Origin of the sequence: Serratia microhaemolytica, assembly GCF_004011885.1 — a bacterium.
Classification (GTDB): domain Bacteria; phylum Pseudomonadota; class Gammaproteobacteria; order Enterobacterales; family Enterobacteriaceae; genus Serratia_G; species Serratia_G microhaemolytica.
In genome coordinates this window covers 168,416-185,056 of the sequence record NZ_SBEF01000001.1, presented here as the reverse complement: position 1 = coordinate 185,056, position 16,641 = coordinate 168,416, and the positions used below count along the sequence as shown (strand labels likewise).

The following is a 16,641-nucleotide window of genomic DNA, read 5'->3' as shown; positions in this document are numbered from 1 at the left end:
CGCGCTAGAGCGCATTCACTATCGGCAGCCAAGTAACGCGCTGTTGGTAATAAAACAAGACAATAAACGATCTAATTGCTCCTAATCGGTTGACGTCGGGGAGCCATTTTCTCCTATTGGGGTATTGATGATGTCTAAACCAGAGAATCACGCCTTGTGGCAACAATTTATTCACATTGTGCGGGAGGAGGTTAAGCCTGCACTGGGTTGTACTGAACCGATTTCATTGGCGTTGGCCAGTGCGACTGCGGCTGCACAATTGGCTGCGCCAGTTGAGCGTATCGAGGCTTGGGTCTCTCCTAACCTAATGAAAAATGGTATGGGTGTGACGGTTCCCGGTACCGGTATGGTTGGTTTGCCGATCGCGGCGGCATTAGGCGCAATCGGGGGTGATGCTGAGGCCGGGTTAGAAGTGTTGAGCCACGCCAGTGAGCAGCAGATTGCTGACGCTAAGGCGCTGCTGCACGCTGGTGCGGTGAGTGTGATGCTACAGCAGCCTTGTGATCAGATCCTCTACTCTCGAGCGAAAGTGTATGCAGGTGATGAGTGGGCCAGTGTCACTATTGCTGGTGGGCATACGCGTATTATACAGATCGAAAAACAGGGCCAATGTCTGTTTATGTTGGATGAAGCGGAGGCAGCCAGTCAGGCTGAAGAGGCTCGTCAACAACTGGCACACAGCTCTTTGCGACAGATTTTTGACTTTATTAGCGAAGTACCACCAGAGCAGATTGCCTTTATTCTTGAGGCAGCACGATTAAATGAAGCATTGTCACGTGAAGGATTAACCGGTCAGTGGGGGCTGCATATCGGAGCCACACTGGAAAAGCAGCGTGCTGCGGGGCTATTAGCGCGTGATCTATCCAGCAATATCGTGATCCGTACCAGTGCCGCTTCTGATGCACGCATGGGTGGTGCAACGCTGCCGGCAATGAGTAACTCCGGTTCAGGTAATCAGGGCATTGCAGCGACACTGCCAGTGGTGGTTGTGGCGGAGCACTTTGACGCCAGCGAGGAGCAGTTGGCTCGAGCACTGATGTTGTCTCATCTCAGTGCAATCTATATCCATCATCAGTTGCCGCGCTTATCGGCACTTTGTGCAGCAACTACTGCGTCGATGGGGGCTGCTGCCGGTATGGTGTGGTTGATCGACGGTCGTTATGAGACTATTGCCAGGGCTATCAGTAGTATGATTGGTGATGTCAGTGGCATGATTTGTGATGGTGCTTCGAATAGCTGTGCGATGAAGGTCTCTACCAGTGCGGCATCGGCCTGGAAGTCGGTGCTGATGGCGCTGGATAATACCGGTGTGACCGGTAATGAGGGCATTGTGGCTGACGATGTTGAGCAGTCGATCGCTAACCTTTGCGCGTTAGCCAACCACTCAATGCAGCAAACTGATCGCCAGATTATTGAAATTATGGCTCGCAAGGCTTCTTGAACAGGCAGTGCGGTGTATTAATTGAACCAAGTACGCTTGACGCTATCGGCGGTATTGTTTCAGCGCACTGAGTTCGAACCAACCAAGTTCAAGATAACCGAATTGTCGCTCTCCCATTTCGGTAGAGCGACAATCTAGTGCCATAAATCCGATTTATTCACCAGCAATCTGCATGTCTGCCAGTAGTACCGAACCGCATTGAATGTTGCTGCGCGTCTCGATATCGCTACCGATACTGACGATATGGCGAAACATTTCTCTTAGGTTACCAGCAATAGTGATCTCACTGACCGGATACTGGATCTGCCCATTCTCCACCCAGAAGCCAGCCGCGCCACGTGAGTAGTCACCCGTTACTGTACTGACACCTTGTCCCATCAGTTCAGTGACCAGGAGTCCGGTGCCGAGTTGACGTAGCATTCCCGCCAGATCCTCACCTTGCCCAGCAATCCGCCAGTTATGGATACCGCCAGCATGACCAGTGGTTTGTAACCCCAGTTTACGCGCCGCGTAACTGTTTAATAACCAGGTTTGCAGTACCCCATCTTTAACAATATCACGTCGTTGTGTTAGCACGCCTTCGCTGTCAAACGGCGTAGAGGCCAGACCTTTCAGCAGGTGAGGTTGTTCTTCCACCGTTAACCACTGTGGTAGGATCTGCTGCCCGAGTGAATCAAGCAGAAAGGTCGACTTACGGTACACACTGCTGCCACTGATGGCAGCGACTAAATGGCCAAATAACCCCGTCGCCACTGGAGCGGCAAACAGCACGGCGGTTTTCATGGTCGGCAATTTACGCGGTGATAAACGGGCCAGGGTGCGGCGTGCGCACTCTTCGCCTACCCATTCTGGGCTGGCGAGATCGGCGATTGCTCGACTGACGCTATAAGCGTAGTCACGCTCCATCTCCCCCTGTTGCTGGGCGATAACACTGCATGAGAGTGAGTGACGGCTCGAGCAGTAACTCTGTAACATACCGTGGCTATTACCAAATACCTTGATGCCATAGTGGCTGTTGAAATTGGCACCTTCGGTATTGGTGAGGCGTTTATCGGCTGCTAGTGCGGTCAGTTCGGCGCGTGCGGCTAACTCAATGCCTTGTTCTGCATCGAGTTCAGTGGGGTGAAAAAGGTCAAGATCCGGTGCTTCAAATGCTAATAGCGATTTTTCGGCCGGGCCATTATAGGGATCAGGGCTGGTGTAGCGCGCAATGTCTAATGCGGCTTGCACGGCGCGCGCAATCGCTTCCTGACTGAGATCGGTCGAGGAGGCATTCCCTTTACGTTGTTGACAATACACGGTGATGCCCAGTGCGCCATCGCTGTTGAATTCGACATTCTCTACTTCACCAAAGCGTGTACTCACGCTGATGCCAGTGGTTTTCGCTATCGCAACTTCTGCGCCGTCACAAGCGGAGCTTGCCAGTTCTAGCGCGTAGGCGACAGCCTGTTCCAGTGCTTTACGCTGTGGTGCAATCTGAGTGACTATTTTCATCCGTCGGCCATAATTGATCAGAAAATCGTTAAATGAATATGCCGTGATGGCACGGTATGGTGGGGTAACGTAACGATCAGCACCATATTGTTACTGATCTTGTTGATTGATGCGTACCCCAGCGTGTATACGCTTGCTGTTCTTTAGTCTAACAGGAAGCGTCGAGAATTTCGCATACCGCCAGTAACCTGTTAGCATATGCCTCTTTTTAGCGGAGCCTACTATGAATACACCTTCTGAAGATTGGCTCGACGATGTCCCGGAGCAGGAAAACGAGGACGATGACGAGATTATCTGGGTCAGTAAAAGCGAAATTAAGCGCGATGCCGAAGCACTGAAGGTGCTAGGTGTTGAGTTGATGGAACTGGGAAAGAACGCGCTCGATCGTATTCCACTTGATGAAGATTTACGTGCCGCGATTGAGTTGGCACAGAAAATCAAGAAAGAGGGGCGGCGGCGTCAGATACAACTGATTGGTAAAATGTTGCGCGGGCGTGATGTAGAGCCAATCCAGACTGCATTGGATAAACTAAAAAATCGCCATAATCAGCAAGTCGCGCTGTTCCATAAACTGGAGATGCTGCGCGATCGTCTGCTGGAGCAGGGTGATGATGCCATTCCAGCAGTATTAGAGCTTTATCCAGAGGCTGACCGCCAGCAGTTGCGTTCGCTGGTGCGTAATGCACAGAAGGAAAAAACTGCCAATAAGCCTCCAAAGTCACAACGGCAGATATTTCAGTATTTGCGTGCCTTGGCGGAAGGAGAGGGGTGAGGCGTCGTCAGCACGATTTTGCTGCGCGCTGTCGCCTCGTATTATGGCGACAGTTGGCGTATTGTTCCTGTTTTGCTGCTAACGGTGATGAGCACGGTTGTGTCAGTGAGCTAGCAAGCAGGTGATTGGGGTAGGCGGTCGGTGATCTGAAATCGTAGCCGCCCCGCAAGCTCCTGTTCCGCCTGCTCAAACAGCGCAATGATGGCGGCGAATTGTTGTCGACGTTGTGGGTTAAGGTGGATAAAAACAATGTTAACCGGCAGTGGGATATCTGCAGTTACAACATCCCACAGTGCATCTAAGTTGGCACCAAACCCCTGTTCTAAGGTGAATTGCGTCGCGAAATCGCGGTAGAAAGTAGCGAGATCAGGGATCAGATCAAAATCAAAGCAGTTGTTTTGCATCAGTTCACTCTATCCGTATAAAGCTTTGGTAGTGATCGTGGGTAACGAAAATCAGTTGGTCATTGGAGTAGAGCAGACGGTCACTGCCACGGTGGCCGCAGCGATAGTTAATGTCTGCCTCGCGCCACTGACGCCCTTTGACCATCGGTAGTTGGCCTTCGCGATTAAAGAAACGATCGCCGCCAATCGCTTTACCTGGCAATACTTGGCATAAATTGCCGCGACGCGCATCCCAACCCTGTTCTCGTGCCTGCTGTTTGGTGACGTAATAGTCAGGCAAACGCTGGTGTTGCTGTAGGTAATGGATAACGTGCTGTTGTTCTGTCAGTTGATCAATATGTTGCTGATTAATGGCATGGTTGCTGCCGCTGGCAGCCATTGCTGGCTGTTGCATTGCCTGGCTAAACAGCACCGCAGCAACGGCAAGCACTGCGCTAAATAAGGTGATTCTGTTCATAAGTGATGATGAGTAACCGAGCAATGTTAACACCTAACCATGGCCGGCAGATTAGCTGCCTGAAGCATTGCTGTGATTGACATAGAGCGTTAATTTTATTCCAGGTTGTAACTGGTTACCTTTTTTACTCAATTCTGAATTCCAACGTTTAACATCGTTGACGTTGACACCGTGGCGACGAGCAATGCTGTAGAGTGAATCGCCTTTGCGCACTTTATAGGTGATGCTGCTCTTGTTAGCCACCTGTAGCGTCTGCCCTACTTTTAGTACGCTATTGTCTTTTAAGCCATTCCAGCGTTTTAAATCTTTCGTTTTGACATCCAGTCGTTTCGCGATGCTGGTCAGTGTATCGCCGGAGCGTACTTTGTAGCTGCCGTTGGCAGATTTGCTGTCATTTTTAATCACCAGCGCCGAGGCAGGCACGACTATCTTTTCGCTCGAGAGTGAATCTTGTAGCTGTGCCAAGTTCTGTCTTGGCACCATGATGTAGTGTGGGCCATTGGGGGCGGTGACACCGCGTTTATAGCCTGGGTTATATGCCTTCATTTGCGCTAACGGTAATCCAGCCATTTGTGCCGCTTGTTTTAGCATGATCTGTTGACCGATATCGAACTGTGCCAGAGCTCGCGTCTCATCGGTCTCCGGCAGTTGCAGCCCATAGCGTTGGTTGTGTCTGATCACGTCGCTTAATGCCAGTATCTTCGGCACGTATAACATGGTCTCTTTCGGTAATGCTAGTGACCAGTAATCAGTCTGTTTACCTTCACTTTTATTGCGCTTGATTGCCTGTAGCACACGCCCCTCGCCACAGTTGTAGGCGGCCATGGTTAACAGCCAATCTCCGTCAAACATGCGATTGAGATACTGCAACATATCGAGCGCTGCACTGGTGGAGTCCGCCACATCACGACGACCATCATACCATTGGTTGTTTTTTAGCCCGTAATTACGCCCGGTCTGCGGCATAATTTGCCATAATCCTGCAGCGCTGGCGTGTGAAGTTGCATGAGGATTGAAGGCACTCTCTACCATCGGCAGTAGCGCTAACTCCATCGGCATATTGCGCTGTTTCAACTGCTCAACGATGAAGTGCATATAGGGTTCAGAACGAATGGCTATGTCTTGAAGCGAGTTTTTGCGTTTTAAATAATTCTCTTTTTGCTCGTGAACCCGATCATTTCTCGGGATCTCCAGCTGCATACCACGACGGATCGAGCGCCACAACTCAGATTGTGTGCTACTGGCTTGCTCATCAGGCAACCATGCCAAACCGGCAAGATCATCGATCATTAACTTTTGTGCTTGCCCATGATCGGTTGATGTTTCTGATTTATGTTGCTCTGCTGCCGACGCATTATCCTGTTTTGAGGATTGGCAGCTGGCAAGCAAAACGGAGGCGAGAAATATCGCTTTAGCCTTCATTTTCGAGTCGTCGGTTGGTTGATTATTTAAAAGACAGTAGATAATACTTTGCTTGTGCCAACAACACAACCACAAAGCTCATAAGTTATCTTTGAAACGACGTAATGCTGCGAAAACGGTATGGAGTGGCTCAGGTGGTGAAAAGACGCCTATTTTTTTCTGTAAATCAATATCATTGCAGCGTAAAAATAGATTTATTTTTCGCTCGAGCTGCAATGTTGTAGGAACGCTTGGTTGTTTTTTTGCGCGCAATTGTTCAACTTGTTGCTGATAGTCTAAAATCTGCTGATCTTCTGGCAGTAGCATTCTGGCAAATGCGAGATTAGCCAGAGTGTATTCATGTGCACAGCAGATTAGGGTTTCATCAGGGAGTTGTGCTAATCGTTGCAGTGAGTGATGCATCTGCTGCGGCGTGCCTTCGAACACACGTCCGCAGCCGGCGGAGAAGAGTACATCACCACAAAACAGGTACGGCGCACTGTAAAACGCCAGGTGCCCTGCGGTGTGTCCAGGAACAGCAAAGGTGGTGAAGGTTCGGCCAACGAGTTGAAAAATATCACCATCATTTAACAGGTAATCGGTACCGTAGTGTGCAGTTTCTGCTGGGCCGTAAAGCGGCAAACCAGGGTAGTGTTTGACGATAGCTGAGACACCATCACCATGATCTGCATGATGATGAGTGAGCAGTATCGCAACCGGTGTTAACTGTAACTGCTCAAGCTTTGCCAGAACAGCGCTCGCGTCACCCGGATCAATAATCACACACTGCTGCTGTTGGCTAAGCAGCCAAATATAGTTATCCCGTAGAGCGGCAATAGTGATAAGGGCCATGATGTTTCTCCATAGGCATGGTTAACGCCAGATGAGTAGTCTAACTCTTTGACCGGCAGATATTGATGTTGTTTATGGAGCAGCTTGGATAGAATCGATAAACCCGTTATCGAGTTGACCAAGTTGCAGGTTTGAGCGGGATTGAATAGTTCGCTGGACTCATTTGCTTTGGCAAACCAGATTGAATCAGTTCGATTGTGTCATCGCCGCGCTGCTTTTGGCCTCATCGCCAATTGAAGGATAATAGAGCATGAAGTCAATCAACACGCCATCAAAAAGTCAAATACCAAGCTCTTGGGCAGAAATAGCGTGGGGTGAATATTATCGTGCTGCGCTCGAACAGCAACTGGAACTCTGGTGGCCGAAGCTGTTTGGTTTTCATCTGCTGAAATTGGGTAACTTGAGTGCGGAACTGAACACGCAAGGGTGTCCGATCTTGCATCAGATGAACGTAGATGTGGCCGGTAACAAGTTGCATCTGTGCGCCGATAGCTTACGGTTGCCATTTGCTGAAAAGAGTATTGATGCCTGCCTGTTAGCACATACACTTTGCTATAGCCACGATCCACAACTGCTGTTGCAGCAGCTCGATCGTGTCATGATAAATGATGGCTGGCTGCTGATCAGCACATTCAATCCGATCAGTTTGGCTGCGATCTCACAAAGGCTGTCCATTCAGCAGGATAAAAGCTGTACTGGCTACCATCGAGTGACACAACGTGCACTGCGGCACTGGCTGAAACAGCTCAATTATCAGGTTATGGCACAACAATGTTTCCATCCTAAGCCTTGGCGCGCGGCGATCGCTGGCAGCGGTGTTTCCGGTTTATCCATCTTTGGCTGTTTGAACTTAACCGTGGCACGTAAGCGCATGTTGCCGCTTACTCCGGTGTTCGGTAAGGTTTTGAGCAAAAAAACACCGCTAGGCCGTGCGGTTGGCGTCAATCAACGTTGTGAGCATGAATTGTGAGCATGAATAACGTCGTTATCAACCGGGTGGCATGACACGCTGGCGTTGTGTCGGGATCTTGTTCTGTGACTGCCGGCTCGCAACTACAGTGTGTTTTGATAACCAATATCGTCAAGGGTAGGTTGTTCAGCCGCTTGGCGCGCTAAACTGTCGCAACGTTCGTTTTCTGTATGTCCTGAATGGCCTTTGACCCACAGCCAATCAATTTTGTGGCGCTGAATTGCCAGATCGAGCCGTTGCCACAGATCAACGTTCTTGACCGGTTTTTTCTCGCTAGTGAGCCAACCGCGTTTTTTCCAGTTGTGGATCCAACTGCTAATGCCTTGCCGAACGTACTGGCTATCGGTACTCAACACTACCTGGCACGGTGCAGTCAGAGCCTCAAGTGCAACAATCGCTGCCATTAGTTCCATGCGGTTGTTGGTGGTTAAGCGATATCCACCAGTTAGCTCTTTCTGGTGTTGTTTGTAACGCAGAATGGCAGCGTAACCCCCCGGCCCTGGATTGCCAAGGCAGGAGCCATCAGTGAAAATTTCTATCTTCTTAAGCATCTCTGGTAGACTCTCTGCGTCTGTTTTATTCCACGGTTTGATGAATAGATGAGCACGGTAAAATGATAGCGATACCCAATCGACAAATTGTACTCGATACCGAAACTACCGGTATGAATAAATTAGGTGTTCACTACGAGGGGCATCGGATCATTGAGATCGGTGCTGTCGAGGTGATCAACCGTCGTTTGACTGGGCGACATTACCACGTTTACTTGCGGCCTGATCGACTGGTTGATCCTGAAGCTTATGGGGTACATGGTATCAGTGACGAGTTTCTGGCTGATAAACCGCAATTTGCTCAAGTTGCTGACGAGTTCATCGAATTTATTCGAGGTGCTGAATTAGTGATCCATAACGCCGCGTTCGACATCGGCTTTATTGATTATGAGTTACGCATGCTCCAGCGCGATATGCCAAAAACGGAAACGTTCTGTAGCGTGACTGATAGCCTGTTGTTGGCACGACGCCTATTTCCAGGCAAGCGTAACAACCTTGATGCGCTATGCAGCCGTTATGAAATAGATAACAGTAAGCGCACGCTGCACGGTGCATTACTTGATGCTGAGATCTTGGCCGAAGTTTATTTGGCCATGACTGGTGGGCAAACTTCAATTGCCTTTCAGGTTGAGGGAAACCACGCATCAAATGTAGAGGCAGTACAGAACATTCAGCCGATCTCACGGGCTGATAACGCCTCAATTAGGGTGATTTATGCCAGCGCAGAAGAGGTTGCCGCACATGAAGCACGTTTGGATTTGGTGAGCAAAAAAGGGGGTAATTGCCTTTGGCGTTCTAGCTCGGAGTAACTACACTGGTTAGCTTGAGTGAGTCGCGGATAACAAATTTTGCTGATTGTCAGCAGTGATGAGTAATAAAATGATTTGGAGATGACAGATTGAGCTCAAACTGCTCTTTTTTTATGATAATTGCACTTCATTATATTTAATTTGTCGATATAATGGCACCCCAGTACCGTGTATCCGCGTGAACAAACATGACTTAACAGACAAGCATGACTAGGCATTTTTCGAGACGACAAAAGATGACCATGACCCAACGTTCAGGAGTATCGAAAAAGGCTCTCTCCCAGTGTTTGCCGGATAGTGCAATTCCAGATAGTGCAATTGCAGATAGTGCAATTCCAGCACATTTACTTCAACATGAGCAGGTTAAACGGATCCTAGTCATTAAATTGCGTCACTTTGGTGATGTGTTGCTGATTACTCCCCTGCTAAGTACACTGCGTGCCCACTACCCGAATGCATTGATCGATGTTCTGCTCTATAAAGGAACTGAGGCGATGCTGGCCGGTAATCCGGATGTTAACTTTGCCTATACTGTTGATCGCACTCTAAAACAGCAAAATTATAAAGTGAGATATCGTGGTGAGCGGGCGTTGTGGAATAGTCTACGTGCTGCAAAGTATGATTTAGTGGTTAATCTTTCTGAACAGTGGCGCGCTGCACTCTACTGCCGTTGTTTGAAACCGGCGTTCAGCTTGGGGTTTGACCACCCTAAGCGTCATAATCGCTTATGGCGTTTTTGCCATTCGCTGTTGGTGCCGATGGAGGGACATCAGCAACAGCATACGGTGTTAAATAATCTTGATATTCTTACCCCATTAGCACTGCCTGAAGTTATTACAGCAGTTAGGCAGAGCTACCGAGCACGCGATGTTGATAGTGTCCAACGTCTCATTGAACAGCATCAACTCACCGATTTTGTCCTGATACAGCCTACGGCGCGTTGGGCATTTAAAACCTGGTCGATCACTGGCTTCACTGAGGTGATAAACCACATTACCGCTCGTGGTGAAAGGGTGGTATTAACCGGCGGTGCTGCACAGGAAGAGCTTGTGATGGCGGCGACGATTGTTGCTGGCTGTTTGCAGCCAGAACGTGTGGTCAATTTAGCCGGTGCTTTGGCGTTGCCTGAGCTGGCCATTCTGATTGAACGCGCCAAACTGTTTGTGGGGGTCGATTCGGTTCCAATGCATATGGCCGCAGCGCTTCAGACGCCATCGGTAGTGTTGTTTGGCCCTAGCAATCTGGCTCAGTGGTCGCCTTGGCAAGCACCACATACGTTACTTTGGGCAGGTGACTATCGTCAATTACCTGAGCCTAATCAAGTTGATACCAATACTAGCGAGCGCTATCTGGAAGCGATCCCGAGTGCTGATGTGATCAGTGCCATAGACCGTTATTTAGAGCCAGTCTCAGTAAACAACGTTACTAGCACCGCCAGCTTGGCCAGCGACAGTGTAGACAAACCGCAGCTTACGTACACTGAGTGAGAATTTTGCACCTTGCTTGGGATAATTTGGCAACAAAAGTGGTCCCAATCGGGGGTATCTTAGTGTCCTAGCATAATCGGATATGCTGCTTGGCTTGCCAGCCATTTCTGCCGCCAATAACCCAATCAATAACCGAACTATAATAGCGAATAGAGTCGCGAACAACCGATGAGCTTTTCATTATGTCATTGAATAAAATCCCATTTCCATTATCAATAGATGCTGCTGGCTGGCATTTTTATCTGCTCAGTACGACGGCTTTTCTACTGGGTTTTTCCTTCCCAACATCGAATTTTCTGATGAATCTCTCACTGGGAATGGTGGTGATCTGCTTACTCTGGAAGCCCGATTTCGGTTATCTACTGCCGTTACTACGTCATCCCTTAGTTTGGTTGCCTGCAGTGATGTTTATGCTGTTGGCGCTCTCACTACTGACACAGCACCATGACTATGGTGCAAAGATGGTCAGCAAATATAAAAAACTGCTATTTGTGCTACCACTGGCACTGTTTTTTCTTAAGCAACCACACCTGGTATCACGCGTGATTAGCGGTTTTTTACTGGCAAACGCAGTGATCCTGCTGCTCAGTTTCTGTGTTGGCATCAGCCATATTTCATTGCTTGGTATTGATCCTGAAAACCCGACAGTGTTTAAACTGCATATTACTCAGAATGTTTTTATGGCATTTGCAGCACTGTTCTGGCTTGCTCGCACATTCTCTGCGGTTGGCTGGCAACGCTGGGGTTATTGCTTGCTAGTGATATTGGCAGTAGCCAATATTTTACTCATGGTACAGGGACGTACTGGTTATATTGCTTTGTTTGTCGGTGTGGGCAGTTGGTTGCTGCTGGCGTTATCCTGCCGGATGCGCATGGTAGCTGTGGCAGGCGGCATACTGGTGTTATTGGTAATGATACTGGTACCAAATCGTGCTAGCGATCGTTTTGCTCTTGGGATACAAGAAATCAAGCAGTGCCTGCAAGCACCAACAGAGAGGCAACATCAAGCTTGTGATAATTCAATGGGGCAACGGCTCTCTTTTGCACGCGAGTCGTTTCGGCTAATCAAACAAGCCCCATTGCTGGGAAATGGCGCAGGCAGTTTCTGGTATGGTAATCAAACAACTGGCTATAGTATCAATAACCCACATAATGAATATCTGTTGCAGACGGTTCATAGTGGCCTATTGGGCTTGGTGCTGTTCCTTGGTTGGATGTTGTGCTGTTTTCGTGCTGGATGGCGCCAAGCACAAACGTGCCGTAATTTACTGATTGCAGTGCTGACCAGTTATATGGCTTGTCATCTGTTTAACTCATTTCTGCTTGATTCGTCTGAGGGGCATCTGTTTGTCGTGATTGCGGCAATGCTGGCTGCGGCTAGCTTGAAGCAGAAACAGGCTCAGAACAGCGGTGATAGCAAAATGGAACAACAGAGGTGATCGCGACCGCTATCGCGTAACGTATTAACAATGCAATGGCACCGTTAAGTAAGAGGTAATTTCGCTATGTACCACGATTTAATTCGCAATGAGTTAACTGAAGCGGCTGATACTCTGAATAAGTTTCTCAGCGATGAGAATAATATCCTCAATATTGAACAGGCGGCTGTCATGCTGGCAACGTCTTTTAAAGCGGGAGGTAAAGTTATCTCCTGTGGTAATGGCGGTTCTCATTGTGATGCGATGCACTTTGCTGAAGAACTGACCGGACGCTATCGTGAAAATCGTCCTGGCTATCCGGCGATTGCTATCTCTGACGTGAGTCACCTCTCTTGTGTGAGTAATGACTTTGGTTATGACTACGTCTTTTCCCGTTATGTTGAAGCTGTTGGCCGAGAAGGCGATGTGCTGTTGGGCATCTCCACATCAGGTAACTCAGGCAATATCATTAAAGCGATTGAAGCTGCTAAAGCGAAAGGGATGAAGATTATTACCTTAACCGGTAAGCAGGGGGGGAAAATGGCAGATATGGCGGATGTTGAGATCCGTGTTCCTCACTTTGGCTATGCAGATCGTATTCAGGAGATACATATCAAGGTGATCCATATCCTGATTTTACTGATTGAAAAAGAGATGTTGCGCACCTGAGATGAGTGAGAAGACTATCATTAACTATCTGGATCAATAGGTTGGTTTAAATGTGTGAACTGCTTGGGATGAGCGCAAATGTACCGACGGATATCTGTTTCAGCTTTACCGGATTAATTCAGCGTGGTGGCCGCACTGGACCACATAAAGATGGTTGGGGGATCACCTTTTACGAGGGGAAAGGTTGCCGCACGTTTAAAGATCCCGCCCCCAGTTTCAATTCACCGATTGCGCGCTTGGTGCAAGAGTATCCGATCAAATCACGCGCTGTTATCTCCCATATTCGCCAAGCTAATCGTGGTGAGGTGGCACTGGAGAATACTCACCCGTTTACCCGAGAGTTGTGGGGACGTCACTGGAGCTATGCTCATAATGGCCAACTTAAGGGTTATCAGCGGCTGGCTGTTGGGCATTTTCGTCCTGTTGGCCAGACAGACAGTGAGCGAGCGTTTTGCTGGTTGTTGCACCAGCTGTGGTTAAAGTATCCACGCCCACCGCGTAACTGGCCTGCTGTATTCCGCTATATTGCACTGTTGGCAGATCAATTACGGCAACGGGGTGTGTTCAACATGCTGCTGTCGGATGGCCGCTTTGTGATGGCGTATTGCTCAACAAACCTATATTGGATAACGCGTCGAGCACCATTTGGTAAAGCAACATTACTGGATCACGATGTCGAAATTGATTTTCAACAGCAAACTGCACCTGATGATGTGGTATCGGTGATCGCGACCCAACCGCTGACGGGTGATGAAACTTGGCACAAAATCACACCGGGTGAATTTGTATTGTTCCATAATGGGGTGCAATTGGCTTGATTTAACGGTTTGATTAAATGGTGAGTGGCGTTATGAACCGATTACCGGCATCGGTGGCGGGCTGTTAACCCAGCCAGCGATGATCTGCTGGCCGGATATAACACTGGCACAGGGGTTAACCGTTAAAGCGTGATCCCTCTTGGCCGTTAGCAAGTACATAGCGACCATTAGAGACATTGACCACGGGCGGTTGGTTATGTTTGACAAAATAGTCATAACCTGGTTTTAACTGGCGCCAGAAGTTGATATCTGCAGATGAGCTGTGGCGTTGCAGATTCTGTTCGGTCATGCGGAATGGGTAGATATTGATATGCACTTGACGCTGACCATTGGCAAACGCAGCTTCGACATAACGATAGATCTCGCCCATATAGTTGTTAGTCATCGCATAACAGCCGATTGACTTACATTCACCGTGGATCATTAGGTAATTACCTGAATAACCCTGAGATTTGTCATAATCATTCGGAAAGCCGATATTGATAGCACGGTAATACTGGCTATCTGGTTTCAGATGGTGAGCACCAACGGTATAAAACCCCTCAGGGCTTTTTAAGTCTCCCTGACGGCGTTTAGGCCCCAGGCCTCCCGAAAAGTTACAAATCGGAAAGCTGTTAACCAAGCGGAAGCGATTGTCAACCTTGACGTAGAGCTCCAATACACGCTCTTCCTTGAAAATTTGGATATAGACAGGCGAACCCTGTAATTTTTGCATCACTACACGCGGTTTGCGCACCTGTTCGCTAGCGCTGCAAGTGGCAACCATCGGCACACAAAACAGCATCGCAAACAACAACGCGATCTTACTCATTGCTTAATTTCCTGCTTATGCTCAACGACTGGCGGCGTAAAGCCTCTGTGCTCTACACCTAACAATCTTCTATTAACCATCTACTATAGTTTAGTCTGCTGATTAAAGTGTGGGCTTATTTCAGCGACAACCTTGTTACTGCTCACCCTGCAACATTCCGATTTCGGTGAAGCAAACGGCGTTATGCTACCAGTTGGTTTATTATCTTTAACTAAGCGGCACGACATCGGGGGAGAGACTAAACAGCAGCTAGACTACCAGTTTGTATTTTTTTCGCAACCTTGACAGTGGTTATGGAAGCAGATAAACACGCTTTTGGGCTATCACAGCAGTAGATTCGTTTGTTTAAGTAAACTTATCAATCTAACGCTGATATTTACAACACAACCAACCGCTTTAGCGCTGCTGATGATCCAGTTAAGGCAAACAGAAAGCGGCAGTATCGAACTCTGGTGATGGCGGTATGGCTGGCGGTCGAGGGGGGATTTACTCGCGCTGAGCATAAAAGCAGCAACCGGTGTGCAATATATGGTCAGTGCTCAGGTTTTGATACATCATTTTGGCATAACAGTGATTTAGTTATCATTTTTTGACTCAAATCAACCGATGATGCGGAAAAATGTTGCCGGAAATGTTAACATCCGATTTTTCTAGCGCTGTCATCAATTGGCAACAGATGAGTTGATATTGTGCGTAAATAAAATATCATCGTGTCTGCTCCGAGTGGTAGCGTAACTGCCGTGTTACGGCACAGTGTTTGGTGTTTGTGTTGTTGAAGTACCCACAGGTGATAAGTTTGTCTCCTGTGTAGAGATTTCATATCGGCCGTGGCACATCACGCTCATCCGGAGAGCCAAGGCAACCTCATCATCCTGCATGTTCTGCATCAACCTTGGTCGATGGAGCATGTGAAATTTATGACATACTGCAAATCATATGATTAAGATCTCAAAAGGGTTAGATCTGCCAATAGATGGAGCACCTTCCCAGGTGATTCAGGATGGTCCAGCGATCACGCAAGTGGCATTGCTTGGCCAGGAATATGTTGGTATGCGCCCCTCCATGTTAGTAAAAGAAGGTGATCGCGTTAAGAAAGGTCAGGCGCTTTTTGAAGATAAAAAGAATCCCGGGGTTCTTTTTACTGCGCCAGCCAGTGGGCAGATTGTAGCGATCAATCGTGGTGAACGCCGCGCCCTGCAATCGGTGGTGATTGAAATTGACAATGACGGCGATGATCAGCTCAGCTTCGCTAGCTACCCGCTAGCAGAGTTGCCAAAGCTGACACGTGAGCAGGTCGAGCATGAATTGATCGCCAGTGGGTTGTGGACAGCATTACGCACGCGACCATTTAGCAAAACACCACGGCCTGGCTCAGTGCCAAAGGCGATTTTTGTCAGTGCGATGGATACCCAGCCATTGGCGGCAGATCCGCTGGTGATTATTGCTGAGCAGCAGTCTGCCTTTAACGCTGGGCTTACTGTGCTAACACGTCTCACCGAGGGCAAAGTACACGTTTGCCATGCTGCGGGTACACAACTTGATGTTGCCGCAGGGGCGCAGATCAGTTACAGCCAATTTGCTGGCCCTCACCCTGCTGGATTGGTCGGAACACATATCCACTTCCTAGAACCGGTCAGCCTAAATAAAGTCGTTTGGCATGTCGGTTATCAGGATGTGATCGCGATTGGTACACTATTTACTACTGGCCAACTGGATACCCGCCGTGTCGTCGCGTTGGCTGGGCCACAAGTGGCACAACCGCTATTACTGCGTACACGCTTGGGTGCCAATCTGGAACAGTTGACAGCAAACCGTCTCAAAACGGGTGAAAACCGCATTATTTCTGGTTCAGTATTGAGCGGCTGTCATGCAAAAGGTGTCACTGCTTGGTTGGGGCGTTTTCATCATCAGGTCTCGGTGTTGCAGGAAGGGCGTGAGCAAGAGCTGTTTGGCTGGTTGATCCCTGCTCCGAGCAAATTCTCTATTACCCGCACCACGCTAGGCCACTTTCTTAAGAAGCGACGCTTTGCCTTCTCCACCACAATGAATGGTGGTGAGCGCTCAATGGTGCCGATTGGTAATTACGAGCGGGTGATGCCGCTGGATATTTTACCAACACATCTGTTGCGTGACCTGTTGGCAGGCGACAGTGATAGTGCGCAATTGCTTGGCTGTTTGGAATTGGATGAAGAAGATTTGGCACTTTGTACCTTCGTCTGCCCAGGCAAGTATGAATATGGTCCGGTGCTACGTGAAGTACTGACCAAGATTGAGCAGGAAGGATAAC

16 protein-coding genes are annotated in these 16,641 nt (G+C 48.7%); 9 read left to right on the top strand and 7 right to left on the bottom strand.

Annotated elements, in window-relative coordinates:
• The first annotated feature begins 130 nt into the window (after nucleotides 1-130).
• On the top strand, nucleotides 131-1,441 hold the full coding sequence (locus EOJ37_RS01750; RefSeq protein ID WP_127957116.1) for an L-cysteine desulfidase family protein: 1,311 nt from the start codon (nucleotides 131-133) through the stop codon (nucleotides 1,439-1,441).
• 153 nt (nucleotides 1,442-1,594) lie between these two features.
• On the opposite strand, the gene pmbA is transcribed toward EOJ37_RS01750, so the two are convergent.
• Nucleotides 1,595-2,935 carry a metalloprotease PmbA gene (pmbA, locus tag EOJ37_RS01745; RefSeq protein ID WP_127957021.1) on the bottom strand — a complete coding sequence of 447 codons (1,341 nt, stop codon included), beginning with the start codon at nucleotides 2,933-2,935 and terminating at the stop codon, nucleotides 1,595-1,597.
• Nucleotides 2,936-3,158: 223 nt separating this feature from the next.
• Between pmbA and yjgA the strand changes: the two genes are divergently transcribed.
• Complete coding sequence (gene yjgA / locus EOJ37_RS01740; RefSeq protein WP_127957019.1) at nucleotides 3,159-3,707, top strand: ribosome biogenesis factor YjgA; 549 nt, start codon at nucleotides 3,159-3,161, stop codon at nucleotides 3,705-3,707.
• Nucleotides 3,708-3,817: 110 nt separating this feature from the next.
• On the opposite strand, the gene EOJ37_RS01735 is transcribed toward yjgA, so the two are convergent.
• From EOJ37_RS01735 to gloB, 4 genes are all read right to left on the bottom strand, one after another.
• Nucleotides 3,818-4,111: a barstar family protein gene (locus tag EOJ37_RS01735; protein ID WP_127957017.1), complete on the bottom strand. Its 294-nt coding sequence runs from the start codon at nucleotides 4,109-4,111 to the stop codon at nucleotides 3,818-3,820.
• A gap of 4 nt (nucleotides 4,112-4,115) precedes the next feature.
• On the bottom strand, nucleotides 4,116-4,505 hold the full coding sequence (locus EOJ37_RS01730) for a ribonuclease domain-containing protein (RefSeq protein ID WP_420820609.1): 390 nt from the start codon (nucleotides 4,503-4,505) through the stop codon (nucleotides 4,116-4,118).
• 114 nt (nucleotides 4,506-4,619) lie between these two features.
• Nucleotides 4,620-5,990 (bottom strand): murein transglycosylase D, encoded by a 1,371-nt coding sequence (gene mltD, locus EOJ37_RS01725; RefSeq protein WP_127957013.1) that lies wholly within the window; start codon nucleotides 5,988-5,990, stop codon nucleotides 4,620-4,622.
• Between the two features lie 78 nt (nucleotides 5,991-6,068).
• A complete protein-coding gene (gene gloB, locus EOJ37_RS01720; protein ID WP_127957010.1) occupies nucleotides 6,069-6,821 on the bottom strand; it encodes a hydroxyacylglutathione hydrolase in 753 nt (250 codons plus the stop codon).
• A 250-nt stretch (nucleotides 6,822-7,071) separates the two neighbouring features.
• On the opposite strand from gloB, the gene EOJ37_RS01715 reads away from it, so the two are divergent.
• The gene (locus tag EOJ37_RS01715) at nucleotides 7,072-7,791 is read left to right on the top strand and encodes a methyltransferase domain-containing protein (RefSeq protein WP_127957008.1); all 720 of its coding nucleotides are present in this window, start codon (nucleotides 7,072-7,074) and stop codon (nucleotides 7,789-7,791) included.
• An 83-nt stretch (nucleotides 7,792-7,874) separates the two neighbouring features.
• Here EOJ37_RS01715 and rnhA read toward each other — a convergent pair whose 3' ends face one another.
• On the bottom strand, nucleotides 7,875-8,342 hold the full coding sequence (rnhA, locus tag EOJ37_RS01710) for a ribonuclease HI (protein WP_127957006.1): 468 nt from the start codon (nucleotides 8,340-8,342) through the stop codon (nucleotides 7,875-7,877).
• Between the two features lie 62 nt (nucleotides 8,343-8,404).
• Here rnhA and dnaQ point away from each other — a divergent pair, with 62 nt between their 5' ends.
• From dnaQ to EOJ37_RS01685, 5 genes are all read left to right on the top strand, one after another.
• Entirely contained in the window at nucleotides 8,405-9,151 is a 747-nt protein-coding gene (gene dnaQ / locus EOJ37_RS01705; protein WP_127957004.1) for a DNA polymerase III subunit epsilon, read from the top strand.
• 242 nt (nucleotides 9,152-9,393) lie between these two features.
• Entirely contained in the window at nucleotides 9,394-10,638 is a 1,245-nt protein-coding gene (rfaQ, locus tag EOJ37_RS01700) for a putative lipopolysaccharide heptosyltransferase III (RefSeq protein WP_127957002.1), read from the top strand.
• 182 nt (nucleotides 10,639-10,820) lie between these two features.
• Nucleotides 10,821-12,077, top strand: coding sequence for an O-antigen ligase family protein (locus tag EOJ37_RS01695; protein WP_127957000.1), 1,257 nt, complete (start codon nucleotides 10,821-10,823; stop codon nucleotides 12,075-12,077).
• Nucleotides 12,078-12,143: 66 nt separating this feature from the next.
• Entirely contained in the window at nucleotides 12,144-12,725 is a 582-nt protein-coding gene (gene lpcA / locus EOJ37_RS01690) for a D-sedoheptulose 7-phosphate isomerase (protein ID WP_127956998.1), read from the top strand.
• A 50-nt stretch (nucleotides 12,726-12,775) separates the two neighbouring features.
• Nucleotides 12,776-13,543 (top strand): class II glutamine amidotransferase, encoded by a 768-nt coding sequence (locus EOJ37_RS01685; protein ID WP_127956996.1) that lies wholly within the window; start codon nucleotides 12,776-12,778, stop codon nucleotides 13,541-13,543.
• Between the two features lie 115 nt (nucleotides 13,544-13,658).
• On the opposite strand, the gene dpaA is transcribed toward EOJ37_RS01685, so the two are convergent.
• Nucleotides 13,659-14,354 carry a peptidoglycan meso-diaminopimelic acid protein amidase gene (gene dpaA / locus EOJ37_RS01680; RefSeq protein WP_127956994.1) on the bottom strand — a complete coding sequence of 232 codons (696 nt, stop codon included), beginning with the start codon at nucleotides 14,352-14,354 and terminating at the stop codon, nucleotides 13,659-13,661.
• 936 nt (nucleotides 14,355-15,290) lie between these two features.
• On the opposite strand from dpaA, the gene EOJ37_RS01675 reads away from it, so the two are divergent.
• A complete protein-coding gene (locus EOJ37_RS01675; RefSeq protein ID WP_127956992.1) occupies nucleotides 15,291-16,640 on the top strand; it encodes a Na(+)-translocating NADH-quinone reductase subunit A in 1,350 nt (449 codons plus the stop codon).
• The last annotated feature ends 1 nt before the right edge of the window (nucleotide 16,641 follow it).